Genomic DNA, 14,390 nt, shown 5'->3' on the forward strand with positions numbered 1-14,390 from the left:
GCTCTTAATTTCTTAGCGGAACCAAGGTGAAAGACTTAATATCCATCAGCGCACCTTTATCAAAATCCTCTACTGCCTTAAATAGTACATGATTATAATCTTCCTTCAAGGTTAGTTCACCAATTTTAACTTTTTTGAAAGTTTCCCAAGATCCGGATTTTGCTACCTTTCCGGTAATTTCCTGATCGCCGGAAATCAAGACAAAATCCCTTCCCGACTCCTCGTCAGATACAGACCATTCCATCCAGACTTCATAATCCCCTCCTTTTTCCAAGGCAAGATCCCATTCCACTCTGTCCTTGCCGGTAAACCAACCAAACGCATTCCATTCGGGCATATATTTGATATCCGGTCCGATTCCTTTGCCCGTTTCCGATGTTAGATTCAAAGTGCCGTCCTTATCAGGTCTGACGATTCCCGGGATATTGACATTCCCTGCCATCAATTCCCGTTTCTCCTTCACGTAAGTTGCCACGGTACCGATGGGAGCTATCCAAATGCCGTTTTTTGGATCATTGGCATATGCACACAGTTCCCTCAACATCCTCAGGTAGGTGGTTTGATTCCCGGATTCGTTGGTTTCGTGACCAGCCAATACCAGCCATTGTCCGTTTTCGGAAGCTGACTTAATAATCGGTAATATTTCCTCAAATTCCATGTTGTCCATTTTCATTCCCGTAAGCTGTGCCATATCTGCATAGTAGGGATCAACAGGTGCTTCATCCAGCCATCCGCGGCCTGCTAGAAACATGTCAGAAATCAACGGAACGAAACTTTGTGTATACTCCCCTTTTCCGATAAAAGTAAGTCCACACGGATAGGCGTAGACCTGCGGGCTCACGCCAAGGAGGGATTGGATCTCCTCATTCGCTTGGGAAAGTTCATTACGCATTCTGCCGATAGTGTAGTCTTCCAACGCCCTATTTCTGGACCAAACAAAGTTTCCACTACAGGGGTGCTGTATGGAATGATTGGCCATTTCATGGCCGCTTGCCACTGCTTTCTTCCAACCTTCCAGGTTTCGCTGCATATTTGAGGGTACCACAAAGAAAGTGGCTTTTACCCCATATTCATTTAACAGCGGTATCCCCAACTCCGGATTGCTCAACCTGGCATCATCAAAACTTAAACTAATGGCCATCTTTTTGCCCTCGGGCCATGGAAATGCGGGGTTTTGTGCAAACACTATACTTCCTGTAATAGCAAAAACTACCAGAAAACTGATCAATCGTTTATTTTTCATTTTGGAATATTTATACGTTTATGCTTATTTACTTTTTAATTCACCATGAAGATACGCATTCACCGCATCCCGAAAATCCTTCCCCGCATTTTGCCTGAAGGGTGAGACACTCGGTTCATATCCGCCATAATTCAGTTCTTCATCCGTCACCATATACCCGAGCCATCCATTGGTATATCCATAGAAAAATGTGTAGGGAAAAGGTGAGGCATCTCTTACTTCGTTTGCTATTTCACAGAACAGCTCCAAGGGGCTTCCCCAAATACCTATTTCCTCATTGATATTCAGGAATCTAACTGGAACCTGAACCAATGATGGACCATTTCCCAGATGGCGGATGTATTTTGCTAAATCCGTTGGCCAAACCAACCCTTCCTTCAGTGGTGTTTCAAAGATCAACTCCCCAACTTTCAAGGTCACTTCCTCTTCATAGTAGCGGATTTTTTCTTGGGCAGTCAGTATTTTGTCCCCAAGCATCCTTCTGAATTGATTTAATCTGCCAGACCTGGCATCCGGATACACACTGTAAATGGGTGCCAGATTGCCTGCGGCACCATTGATGAACAGCAACGGAGCCCCCAACTTTTCTTCGACGTAATTGGCAACTATGCCCGGAGCATCACCACTTATCTGCAAATTCCCTCCTCCCATGACAGTGCCGTGAATGGGATAGTTTGCGATGAGCGTCATAAGACCTTCATCCGATTTTCTCATAATTTTCAAAATGCCAATCCGGCGGTCCACCGGGCCGTCAGGATTCATCCCGAGAAAAGCTACATCGTCAATATCTCTGGCTCTTCTGTTGATATTTGCCATTGAATGTCCCCATCCAACCCCAAGTTTGGCAGGTACCAGGGATGCAATTCCCTCTTCGATTGCGGAAATCAGTTCATTGACTGCGAAATTGGCATAAGCTGTATCTGTATCATGTTTATATCGCTCACCCATAAAGGCTTCGGGAAGACCCGGAGGCCCAATCTCAGGAGCTGAATGAGTATGCGTAGCCGTCCACCAGAAGTTTCCCGGATCTATACCTAACTTTGATTCCACCATCTGTGCTACTCGGTCATATTCCGAAGGCGAGATCACGCATACATCCGTGGAAACCAAAAAGAATCTGGTCTCTCCGGCCTCTAAAATTACGACTTTATGATAGAGGCTGTCCAACACTCCGGAGGATTTTCGCTCCCCGTAACCCAAGAGATATTTAGATTCGTTCGGGGTGATGTTTCTTTTCACTACCGAAGCTTGAAATTGCTGGGCAAAGAGTTGTCCCTGAAAAAGGACTATTAATACGATAAGACGAATAAAATAGTTCATGCTTGTAATTTTACCGGCTGCTAAGATTTCAAGAATCCAATTTAGGCATTATTCCGGTTAGGTTAGGGTTTAAATTTAGGCGGAAGGAGACTGTAGATTCCCTCCATTATTATCTCCTCAACATCATCTGTAAATTTCGAAGGCTTTTCATATCCAATCATCGCCGTCTCGGCTTCATACCCTCCTTCTTTCAACACCCTCAAAGAAGGTATATAGCAAGGCATATCGTTAGCGTAGGAATTTACCCACAGCCGATCCGCCCCGATCTCCCGCTTAAGTCGAAGGGAATAATCGACAACAACTTCTCCCGCCAAAAATACCATTACCAGTTCCTTTCCGAAGTCCCAAACCTGGATAGGATAGGAAATTTTTTCCGGAATATCCTCGCTTCTCGCCATCCTGCTGAGCAGCAATTGGGAATAATTACTCGTCCTACCTGAGCCCTTTGCATCTTCTGCAAGTTTCTTTGGATCGGGTACTTCAGCAAAGGTCAACTCCACATATTTTAATTTGGCCTTGGGTAGGTGGTTTAATGGGGTGAAAGTTTCACCGGAAAGAATGCGGTTCACTTCATCCGCAATACTTTTTCCTTGGTTTCGCGCATATTCAAGATCCATTTCAGGATTTTCAGTATTCATTCTCGGGTTCGAGTTTTGATCCGCACCACACCCAATTGCCACCATGGCAATAGCTCCAGGTTCCAAATTAGCCTCGATTTGCAACTGAGCTTCTCCCACCCAGTCCCCGTGAACGGTGTTGTTTTTTGGCCCAAGTGTTACTGCATGGCAAGCATAACTCACCAATACCGCCTTATCCTTGCCATCTTCATTTCTAACCCTCATGAGCGGCAGGGAATGGTCTGTCACCCCATTTGGATTGATAGAAGTTCGCCTGTTTATGGCAAAACCTACCTCTCCCTGCCCCCAGGAAACCATAGAAGGACTAGCGACCTTAATTGCCTCCAAGGCGACCTCCTTCAACTTTGGTACTAACCCCATAGCAAACAGGGTAATGTCTGCCAGTTCATCGGGACTAAGGGGCTTGTGAAAGTGTGAAACAATATTTCCTATCTGAGGGCCACTATGTGTATGCGAGGCACAAATGGATAAGTTTGCGGGGCTAAGTCCAATTTCCTTTGCAAGCTCATCCCTTACTTTTTCCGTTATTTTGTGGGGGATTCCCAGCAAATCCACCGTAATCAGAATCGAGTAATTCTTGCTTTCGTTCCCGAAGGCTAGGGCCTTTGCCCAAAGACGGTGATGAATGGAAGTAAACGGGTCATCCCGGTTTGAATAGCCTGTCAACCGCACGGGGGTTTCAGGAGTGATATCAATCCGGGCGACTCCTACGTTTAATAATTTTTGTTTTTGGCTAAAGGCTTCCCTGCCTACAGATAGGTTGAAAAGAATGAGGGAAACATAAAGTAAATGCTTATATTTTTTCATGGTGTGTTTAAATCAAGTTAAACAAAATTGAAGATGGCATAACTGAGAAATGACTTCGGTGGAGGTCTTTCATCAATTACGATGGATTAAGAACACAGATAGTTCTCTGATGACACAATCTCAACCAAAGAAGAAATCGAATTGGTTGGTAAAGAACACGAAACGATATTTTCACTCTACTTTACGAATATAAGCAAGCAAGTCTGCCATTTCCTGGTGGGAAATGTTTTGTTCAAGTCCAGAAGGCATGGCAGACATATCCAATACTTTCAGTGATTTGATATCTGTTCTTGAAATGCTCTGCTCGATTCCCCCGGAATTTATAAGGGTAATCGCAGCAGGAGTTTCAGAACCAATAAGGCCCTGTTGCACATCTCCGTTATGCAATTCTACTACCCAAAGATCGTATCCGTCGGCAATAGAGCGGTTTGGATCTATGATGTCAGTCAGAATATTGGCGGGTCTCCTATTTTTCAGTGAAGATAGATCGGGGCCAAAAGCAAGGCCCAAATCTTCGCCCATTTTGTGGCAGATGGCACAATTGGCTTGAAAGACAATTTTACCGTCCTCCATAGAGCCCTTTAGCTCAAGAGCGGCCTGATAGTCACTGATCATCGCTTCACTTTCACCTTCCTTTCGTGTCAACAACTGACGCGCATATACCCGTAGACTTTCTTCTTTATTGGCCATCAGGCTTACACTTCTTCTCCATCCGATATTCGAAGGTTGGATTAGTCCGTCATTAATGGCATCTAATAGAACCTTTGTGCGTTCCGGGTTTTGCATCAGTGCGCTAATTGCTTCATCCCGAACCCCGGGAGTGAAATTAGACCATTTTTTCAACACAATTTGAGAAACTGTCTCATCATCCATTTTACCTATGGCCTTAAACGCTGATAATTGTACAGGCATGGGTTCCTTGGAGTCAATTAAGGCAACAAGCAGGTCTTTATGTGGCTCTGTTTCTTTCAAGGCCATAAAATCCACTCCCAGACTTCTTTGTTCTGGGGATAGGGAAGTAGTTTCCGCCAGGCCTTTGGCTTTTTTCAATGCCTCCTTATTTCTAGCGTTATCACTTAAGCCAGTCACTTGCAATATTTGCAAGGATCCCTGTCTTACCGCTATTGATGAATGATTGAAGCAGCTTTCTACCAATAAATTCTCAGTGACGGCGTCTTTCACGGTGACTTTCTTGGACCTAAGCCCCAAAGCAAGACCCCTAAGCAGGGGAACCTGCCAATGAAAATCCTTTTCAGAACCTGCTTTTGTAGCGCTTTTGACTAAGGACGTAATAGCATCTGACTGTTGGCTAGCCCCAATCATTGCGCCCAGCTTCTGGACTAATTGGCCATAGGCAGGTATTTCCTGATTAAAATTTGCCAATACACCATCCAGTAAATTCCGGCTCTGCTCAAACGGAGCAGACAATGCAGCAACCTGTACCCAGTGGTCCTCTATATCCTGAAATAAGAGATCCTTCCTTACTCGGGCGGCTCGTTCGTCGTCCAAAAACCCCAGGGTACACAGCAATTGAAAGCGGACTTTGGCATTTGTATCTTTGGACGATTCTAATAAAGCCTCAGCTAAACCGGGGGAGGTATGAAGATGTAACTCAGCCAACTTAACCGCATTCTCTCGAATTCCCGCTTCAGGGTCTTTCAATGCCTTAAGGATAAGATCATCTTCCAACATATCCATGCCCTGTAGAGTCCATAGCGCGTGTAATCTCCCCATCGGGGACTCCATGTTTTGAGCCATCCGAACTAACGGTTCTTTAAGTGTTTGGGATTTTCTGTCCACAATAAGGCGCTGGGCATTCCTTCGCCACCAACTGTTTTCATGCGCCAGAAACCCTACAAGTGCCTCATCGGAGGAATCTCCTAGATCAAGCTTGTCGGACCATTCGAGGGTTTTAGAACCGGTAGGTGTGACTCTATAAATCCTCCCCTGATCCGTTCCATTGTATAGGGCTCCCGAATTAACCACATCCTCAGCCATCCATTCCGGATGCTCGATGATTTGTCGGTAGTAATCTAGAATGTATAAAGCTCCATCGGGACCCACATACATGTTAACTGGCCTAAACCATGAATCGGTAGATGCCAGGAATTCCTTTTCGGCATGTTGCCGGGATGCCACAAACCCAGTACCCTTATCACTTAGAAAGTCCACATGGACAATATTGCTTACCGGTTCTGCTACAAATAGTGCGTTGTCGAACGTGGAAGGAAAGCCCGCACCCAAATAGGCTGTTAGACCACAGGCTGATGTCATTACCCCCAGATCCGTCAACAGTTGATGTTGTGGATCAACTGTTATAGGAAACACCTCAGCCGCACTTCCATGATCTGAAACGGATTGAGTTACCTCTGTTACCACCAAATAGGGGTTTCTATCCAAATAGGTCGCAGAGATTACGTCCTGAATCACATGGTTGCTGTTGTTGACCAAGAAACGGTGCCCCCATCGGTCCTCGGTATGCCCAAACTGGGTTCTGCTTCCCAACAGTTCCAATTCAAAGGTAGCGGGTTTGAACCGGATGCTTCTTCCACCAGCGTTTTGGGGCAAGCGTACGCCATTTGGGTTCTGGGGGAAGTGGACTTCACTTCCCCTGTCCCCAAACATATCCTCATAAATCGTTGTAGTCACCGCAGGTTCATGACCGATGTATATCCAATTGTCCAATCCCAACTTTGGGCTGTTCACATTGTGCTGTGGGTTGGAAAGTGCGAAGCCTGTCAGAAGAATTTCCTTCTTGTCTGCCCGACCGTCACCATCAATGTCTTCGAGGTAATACACATGGGGGGGATCGGTTACGATCACACCGTTTTTCCAACGCATAATCCCAGTCGGCATGATCAGGCTGTCCGCAAAGAGAACACTCTTATCCATAATTCCATCATTGTTGGTATCAGAAAGCAGCTTAATTTTACCCGATCCGCTAACATCGAGTGGATAACCGTGCATTTCTACAACATATAGCCTTCCGTGTTCATCAATTACCATATCGACCGGATCTGCAATAAGGGGTTCTCCCGCTATCAGTTCTATTTGAAAACCTTCTTCTAGTTCAAAGGTGGAAAGTGCGTTTTCAAGTGTTCTTTCCTGCGTGGGTGACTGGTTTTGACAACCCATCGCAACGAGTAATAAGGCTGCGATAACTAGATTGGTACTTTTTGCTATTATCCTGTACAATTGAAGTCGTTGGTAAATCTGTGAAACAATCATTTTTATTTTCAGCCATCAAATTACACATTTTTTAGAATTAATCTACATCCCACCACAATGGGGTATATATACTGTCTTCACCACCTAAGTATTCGCTAATAGCTTGATTTACTGCGCTTTGACTACTATTAGTAATAGATGTGGGATAAGTAATTCGCTTGATAAAGGTTCCTCCGGAAAATTCGCTGTAGTTGACGGCAATTGGATATAGTTTGGGATATCCGGTCCTTCTAAACTCGGACCAGGCCTCTTGACCATCCGGATAGATAGCTATCCATTTCTGGGTAATGATTCGCTCAAGTTTTCGTTCAAATGTGTCGCTTTCCTCCCATTTTACGGTAATATCGGTTGTAGGATCAATATTGTTGACGGGATTATAAACATCAACATAGGGCAACTGTGTCCCAGTATTATTGTCCAAATAGGCATCCACTCCTCCTACACCATAAGCGTTAAAAGACACTCGTATTCCCTCTTCATAAAAATCCTTGGCAGAGCCTCCCATATTCCAACCACGAAGGGCTCCTTCCGCCCGAAGGAAATAACTTTCTGCCACATCCATCAGTTTTACATACGGGTTATTGAAAAAATTCACTTGGGAATAGCCGATGTAAGGTTGGCTTCCAAATATCGCTCCCGATCTTACACCTTTAATTTGTCCACCTAATGCAGCATCCGATGCTGGCACGGCAAATTCATTTATACGAGGATCATTAAAACCGCCAAGCAGCGTTTCGACCATAGCATTGATTCTAGTTTCTTGCCAAGCCGCAGTTATTGTTTCCAGTGGATGAATGGTTCCGGTCGACATTTCAAAAGATCCATCGCCCGACATAAGTACCCCGTCTGAAACGGCAGCCTCCGCCTCCATTTTTGCCCTTACCGGATCAACTTTTGAAATTCTTATAGCTAGTCTTAGTCTTAAGGTGTTAGCCACCCGAACCCAAATCGCGTAATCTCCCCCATATCTGGATCTATCAAATTTCGCATATCTTATCTGATCAGCTGTTGGATTCTCCTCCTCGGCTGCTTTTAATATATCCACCGCTTCTTTTAATTCTTTGAAAAAGATATCATAGGAATCCTCCACTGAATCAAAAGCAACATCACTGGATTCTCCATACCTGGAGTAGGGAATTGGTCCAAACACATCAGCCAGACGATGCCCCGCAAAGGTTTTAAAAATAATCCCCAGAGAGTACAGGTCGGGATATAAGGTGTCAAAATTCTTCTTTTTCATCATTACCCATTGGTCGAGTACTTTCTGGGAAGGGACTGCCCATATCTGGCTGTTCCAGCTATCCACCATGACATAGGTTCCTGTATTTCGATTGTCGAAAAAGGGAGAAGGTAAACTCATGTACCCGCCATAATTATCCGCATTGAGATTTTGCTGCATTTCAAACCGCCAAGTGGTAAGCACATCAACAACACCGAGTTGCATACCGGGGAGGGAAACCCCACCTTCATTGGCATCATGTCGCAGCAATTCGTCGGTAATTAGCTTTTGGTCGACATTTATCTCCTGCAAGTAGTCCATGCAGGATGTCAAAAATAAACCAAAGAATAGGAGGAAGGAAACTGATTTATATTTTAGATTAATTTTTTTCATGATTTCAAGAGTTAAATGATTAGTAAGACGACACAGGAATGCGTGTTATATGATTGCGTCAAAATATTGCTCTCAAACTTACTCCATATGACCGTGTCTGCGGCTGGCTAAATGATGCTATCCCTTCTGAAGTGGGGGATGTATTCACACTGATTTCAGGATCAAATGGGGCATTCTTATACAGAAAAAACAAATTCCTACCTACTAATGACAGATTTAGTTCTTTAAAGAAATTGGATGTAATTGGGATCTTATAGCCAAATTGAAACTCCCTTAACCGGATGTTGGTAGCGTCATAGTAATATTCAGAAGCAACCGCTGTGGCACCAGCGCCCGTTTGATTTAGGTAAAATTCCTTGGCATCAACCATTTCACCATTCACCATTACACCTCCGTTGTCCCTTGCCTCACCAGTGCGCTTTGAAAGCCCCTTGTAATCCAACCATACTTCTGTTCGGTTTACAACTCCACCCCCAAATCGGCTATCAATCAAAAATGAGAATGTAAAATTGTTGTAAGAAAATGAATTGTTGAAGCCAGCGAGAAAGTCAGGGTTGGCATTTCCTATAAACTGGTCTGGATTTTGGGAAACTAATGGAATACCGTTATCATTGGTCAATAGGACACCGTTTTCATCGCGCTGATAAACCCTGCCATACATGTCTCCAAAAGCCGCATAATTTCCATCAATCGGCCTCGTAAGAAAAATGGAAACCAATCTACTCTGATTAAAACTCGTCAATACGAAACGCTCAGCCTGCAATAAGTCACTTAGCTGTCTGATTTGGTTTCTATTGTGAGAAAAATTAACTGTCGAATTCCATCTGACTTTTCCCAAAGTAGAATTGTAGCTTAAAATGCCTTCAAATCCCTTATTTCTTATTATTCCGCCATTGATCCAAAAATTGGAGGCTCCTGCCCCTGCCGGTGCCTGAATTTGAAAGACCTGATCATAGGTCGTGGCATTATAATAGTTTATATTAAAGCTTAACTTGTCGTTCAGAAACCTCATTTCCGCACCAAATTCATAGGACTTTGTTCGCTCCGGGTTAAGATTTATAGTATCATTCCCGTCAAAAAATGGCAGGGTACCTCTTGCATTTATATTACCATTATTGTCCAAGGACATTGGCGGGTTCCAGCTTGCGATTCCAAACGGAAGGCTGTTTCCCACTTCAGCAAAGGAAGCGGTTAATTTGGCAAAGGTCAAAAACCCAGTTGCTGATGACCCCATTCGTCCAGATACATCTTTCAGTACATAGGAGAGTCCGACAGATGGATAAAAGAAAGGTTGTGAAACTGTCGAACTCCATTCGTTTCTACCTGTAACGTCAAGGTATAATTTATCCCTGTATCCCAGTGTCAGGTTTCCGAATGCGGCTTGTGTGACGTTTTTTCTTAGGCCTTCACTTTTATTGAAAGGCCCGTTTAAGGCAAATACAGAGAAATAATTGGGAAATGTAAGAGAGGTAGGAACCGTGCTGGACAGGTTCAAACTTGAGCTCGTGGTTTCCCGATTACTGAATCCCAAGGTACCTGCTAAGTTAAAATCGGAGCCTAAATTCTTATTACCAATTAAAAGCAAGTCCGAATAAATATTTTCGGTATTGTTTCTTCCAATTCCATACCCGCCATTTGGTCCCGCTACCGTAGCCTGAGTAGAAGCGAAGTGTCGAAACTCAGATTTATCATCAATCTTGTCATAGGTGATTCTTCCCTGTAAATCCAACCAACTGAAAAGTTCATATTTGGCAGTTAATGCGGAAATTAAATGATCCCTTATAAAATCCCGCTGATTTCTGTGCTGTACCCAGTAAGGATTCTGGTTTGGAAATGTTTCGTTCCGTATATATGGCCAATTTTGCACATTCATTGCACGGACAGGGTCCCATACTTCAAAATTATCCCTATCATATTTGGAGAAGTCATCTCCAACGGGAAATGAATATATTCCAGGTAGTGCGCTATAACCACCTGCTGAATTTTGATTGTAAATTTCCTGATTTGTATAATTAATTGACCCATCTATGGACAATCTGTCATCAAAAAACTGAGAAGTTAGCCTAACCGTAAAATTATTTTGCTTTAGGTCGTTTTCTGGAAGAATTCCATTGGCCTTCGTGTTTGAGTAGGACATGTACAATTGACCTATCTCGCTGCCACTTGAGAAAGCAAGGGAATTGATAAGGGTCGTCCCTGGCTGGAAAAATTCTTTCAAATGTCGGTCACTTCCGTTATTAATCCGTTCCCCCCAACTATCGTTGAAATTGGGATCGGTCTGTCCATATGAGGTTTGAAGCTGGGGAAGGTCTACGGCGTTTTCCACAGTCAAATTGGACGAAAATTCAACGGTGGAAACACCGCGTTTCCCTTTTTTGGTGTTGACTAATATCACCCCGTTAGCTGCTTCACTTCCATATAATGCCGCAGCCGAAGCTCCCTTTAATATTTGGATACTTTCTATATCTTCTGGATTGTAATTGGACAGGATATCTGTACCACCAACCATTGGAACACCATTTAATACAAATAAGGGCTCACTGTTTCCTGTGAGTGATTTGTTACCTCTTAGCAAGATTCTGGGAGCACTCCCAGGCCCAAAATTACCTTTAGTGATAACAGCACCAGCCACTTTTCCCGCCAAGGTATTCATAAAGTTCGGATCTTTTACCCGCAAAGCTTCCTCAGGAGATACTTTTTGGGTGGCATAGGTAATGCTTTTCGGGTCCTTCTCAACACCCAATGCCGTCACGACTACTTCGCTCAGACTTTGTACATCCTCCTCTAAAACGAGATCAATAATTGATCTTCCACTCACCGCCACTTCCTGCGAAATAAACCCGATAGAGGAAAATACCAATACTGTATTGGTGCCATCAGTAATATCCAATTTGTATTTTCCATCTACATCTGTCACGGTACCCAAAGATGTACCCTTGACCAATACTGTAACACCAGGGAGAGAAACCCCGTCGGAGGTAGTTACAGTCCCAGTTATTGAAATCCTTGGAACTACAGTAATTATAGGTTTGAAATTTTTAATCTCGTAGAAATACTGGTTTAAAACAATCTGTTTGCCTATTACCTGGTATTTAATATTATTTCTTTCAAAAAGTAGATCGAGAATATAACTGAGTTCCCGATCCTCAATCTTCAGTGAAAAATTTTCACTGGATCTTATAATACTCGCATTATAAGCAAATTTAACATCTGCTGCTTGCTCTATAACCTTCAACACCTCCTTGAAGGGCTTGTTTTGAATATTTAACGAAATTTGGGTTTTAAGTATATTCTGTGCACTTGTCGGTCCACCAAATGAAACTCCAGTAACTATCAATAGAACTGCCAGTTGAATTAAGGAAATTCTCATTATTTTTTTAAATAATGCTCTGTGTTGTAATTGAATTTTCATACATTTGTAAAGTTTTTGTTGAAATAAATTTTTAGCAAATACTTCCCCTTTAGGTTCTAAAACCTATCACTCAGGGATTACATTTAGGTCAAAAGTGGCTCCAACACTTTTGGCCTTTTGTTTTAATTACATCGTTTTTTTCTTATACGTTTTTGTTTTAGGGGTTACATCCAGATCCGTTTATTTCTATATTTTGGTTGTTAATTGTATAGGTGGCGTTAATTGATTTCGCCAGTATCTCCAGACAAATCTCCAAAGGTTCTTCTGTAAGATCAGCGGTAATCAGGCAGTTATTCATCCCACTGTTTTTAAGAATTATTTGCTTGTCATACAAATCGCTTAGCGTTGTTACTATTTGCTGCAATGGTACTTCGATAAACACCAAATTTGGAGGTGTAACCTGTGTGATTGGTGTGGAATCAATTGTATTGATAGCAATTAACGAGTCCAATTTTTGATTATAGATAATTTTTTGACTTGGGATTAATATGATATCCTTACTTATTCCCGATAATTGTCTCACAGATACCAACACCTTTCCAGTAACCACCTCCACTTCCTGTGAGTTGTGACCTTTATAAGCTTTGATAGAAAAACTCGTACCCAATACCTTTGTAGTAATATTGGGAGAATGTATGATAAATGGTTTTATTGAATCCTTGGCAATATCAAAGAAAGCTTCCCCTACAAGATTTACCTCCCTTGTATTTCCCATAAATTTATTCGGATATTCCAACTGGCTGTCGCCTTTCAGCTTGACAATACTCCCATCGGAAAGGAAGACAGTCGAGAACTCTGGGTTTATAACTTTTTCCTCAGGAGTTGCTTGTCTGTAGATTTGGTTTAACTGTAACCCCAAGAAAGCTAGCCCTATCAATATAATGGCTGCAAGCTTTCGGATAACACTCCGATGAATAATCCATTTCCGTGCATCATCGCCAGTTTTGTTTTCGAATTCTTTTTGGTCGATTTTATCTGAAATATTGGCCCATAGCTTACGTTCCAGGGAGTTTATATCCTGAACTTTTACAACATCCTCTTTATCAAGATTGCTGTACCATTCCTCAACAAATTGACTTTCTGTCTCCGTGCATTCACCTAGGCGATACTTTTTCAATAATTGTTGAAACGCTGTATTTTCCAATAGGTCCAATCGAATTTATAATGTAATCACCTCGAATATTGCTTATATCTATTAAGTCAGATAAGAAGAACTTTGGTACTATACTAAACTGAAAAAAATTAAGATAATAAAAAAAAAATCCATAGGATCATACTCTGGACCCTTATTTTCATTCAGTTATACACAAGAGTAAAAATAAAAGCTGAGATTATATATCCGTGAATCAAATGAGCTTTAAGCATTCTTAACGCTTTACTTATTTGGTTTTTTACGGTTTGCTGGGATATGTCAAGCCTTTCAGCAATTTCTGAGATGGAAAGGTTGTCATTCCTGCTAAGTAGGAAAACATGTTTCACCTTTGGAGAAAGCTTCTCCAACCCAATTTCAAATTCCCGCTGGACTTCATTGTACACAACCATTTCTTCAGTTGTGTTATCATGCCGTTTACAATTGGCACTTACATAGCTTGAGTAATTTTTTCGGACGCATTTTGATTCGTATAGGTTAATGATCTTATACTTCAATGCAGAAAAAAGATATGCTTTTAACGTAGTATGAATGTGCAGGCTATGCCTTTTAATCCATATTGAAACAAATAAGTCTTGGATTATATCCTCAGCTTCTTCCTGAACGGAAACCTTCCTCACTGCTATTTGTAAAAGATTCAGCCAGTATCTCTGATAAATTTCATTAAATGCCTCTCTGTCCCCTTTATTAATAAGGATCAACAACTCGTCATCGCTATGGGACTTGTAAGATTTAATCGTAGGTTCTATTTAGTGAAAGGTGATCAAAACCACTTTATCGCTAAATTTAGAAAAGTATTTTCTATAATCAAATGTAATTTATGGGATAGATTTCTCCAAAAACGTTTTGATCTCCATTAAACAAAACACTTTTATTTTCATGATTTCGAATTATCTCCATTCATCAATTTCCAAATATATGGTTTGGACAAAAATATTCTTCAAATTTTCTGCAAAGGCAAAAAATATTGCAAATATCAC

8 protein-coding genes are annotated in these 14,390 nt (G+C 42.1%); all 8 read right to left on the reverse strand.

Annotated features, from left to right (window positions below; genetic code table 11):
• Positions 1-4: 4 nt before the first annotated feature.
• Positions 5-1,243, reverse strand: coding sequence for a polysaccharide deacetylase family protein (locus tag FQ608_RS08805; protein WP_158857564.1), 1,239 nt, complete (start codon positions 1,241-1,243; stop codon positions 5-7).
• A 24-nt stretch (positions 1,244-1,267) separates the two neighbouring features.
• Positions 1,268-2,563 (reverse strand): neutral/alkaline non-lysosomal ceramidase N-terminal domain-containing protein, encoded by a 1,296-nt coding sequence (locus FQ608_RS08810; protein WP_158857566.1) that lies wholly within the window; start codon positions 2,561-2,563, stop codon positions 1,268-1,270.
• Positions 2,564-2,625: 62 nt separating this feature from the next.
• Complete coding sequence (locus tag FQ608_RS08815) at positions 2,626-4,008, reverse strand: neutral/alkaline non-lysosomal ceramidase N-terminal domain-containing protein (protein WP_158857568.1); 1,383 nt, start codon at positions 4,006-4,008, stop codon at positions 2,626-2,628.
• A gap of 171 nt (positions 4,009-4,179) precedes the next feature.
• Positions 4,180-7,236 (reverse strand): PVC-type heme-binding CxxCH protein, encoded by a 3,057-nt coding sequence (locus FQ608_RS08820; RefSeq protein WP_234364138.1) that lies wholly within the window; start codon positions 7,234-7,236, stop codon positions 4,180-4,182.
• Between the two features lie 37 nt (positions 7,237-7,273).
• Positions 7,274-8,848 carry a SusD/RagB family nutrient-binding outer membrane lipoprotein gene (locus FQ608_RS08825; RefSeq protein ID WP_158857570.1) on the reverse strand — a complete coding sequence of 525 codons (1,575 nt, stop codon included), beginning with the start codon at positions 8,846-8,848 and terminating at the stop codon, positions 7,274-7,276.
• Positions 8,849-8,906: 58 nt separating this feature from the next.
• The gene (locus FQ608_RS08830) at positions 8,907-12,218 is read right to left on the reverse strand and encodes a SusC/RagA family TonB-linked outer membrane protein (RefSeq protein WP_158857571.1); all 3,312 of its coding nucleotides are present in this window, start codon (positions 12,216-12,218) and stop codon (positions 8,907-8,909) included.
• Between the two features lie 199 nt (positions 12,219-12,417).
• On the reverse strand, positions 12,418-13,404 hold the full coding sequence (locus FQ608_RS08835) for a FecR family protein (protein ID WP_158857572.1): 987 nt from the start codon (positions 13,402-13,404) through the stop codon (positions 12,418-12,420).
• A 152-nt stretch (positions 13,405-13,556) separates the two neighbouring features.
• A complete protein-coding gene (locus FQ608_RS08840; RefSeq protein WP_158857573.1) occupies positions 13,557-14,114 on the reverse strand; it encodes an RNA polymerase sigma-70 factor in 558 nt (185 codons plus the stop codon).
• Positions 14,115-14,390: the final 276 nt, after the last annotated feature.

The sequence above is a fragment of the Lunatibacter salilacus genome (assembly GCF_009797935.1).
GTDB classification, from domain to species: Bacteria; Bacteroidota; Bacteroidia; order Cytophagales; family Cyclobacteriaceae; genus Lunatibacter; species Lunatibacter salilacus.

Bases quoted from the DNA above. Each gene is read 5' to 3' on its own strand.
- FQ608_RS08805 (WP_158857564.1), bottom strand. From the start codon at position 1,243: ATGAAAAATAAACGATTGATCAGTTTTCTGGTAGTTTTTGCTATTACA.
- FQ608_RS08810 (WP_158857566.1), bottom strand. From the start codon at position 2,563: ATGAACTATTTTATTCGTCTTATCGTATTAATAGTCCTTTTTCAGGGA.
- FQ608_RS08815 (WP_158857568.1), bottom strand. From the start codon at position 4,008: ATGAAAAAATATAAGCATTTACTTTATGTTTCCCTCATTCTTTTCAAC.
- FQ608_RS08820 (WP_234364138.1), bottom strand. From the start codon at position 7,236: ATGATTGTTTCACAGATTTACCAACGACTTCAATTGTACAGGATAATA.
- FQ608_RS08825 (WP_158857570.1), bottom strand. From the start codon at position 8,848: ATGAAAAAAATTAATCTAAAATATAAATCAGTTTCCTTCCTCCTATTC.
- FQ608_RS08830 (WP_158857571.1), bottom strand. From the start codon at position 12,218: ATGAGAATTTCCTTAATTCAACTGGCAGTTCTATTGATAGTTACTGGA.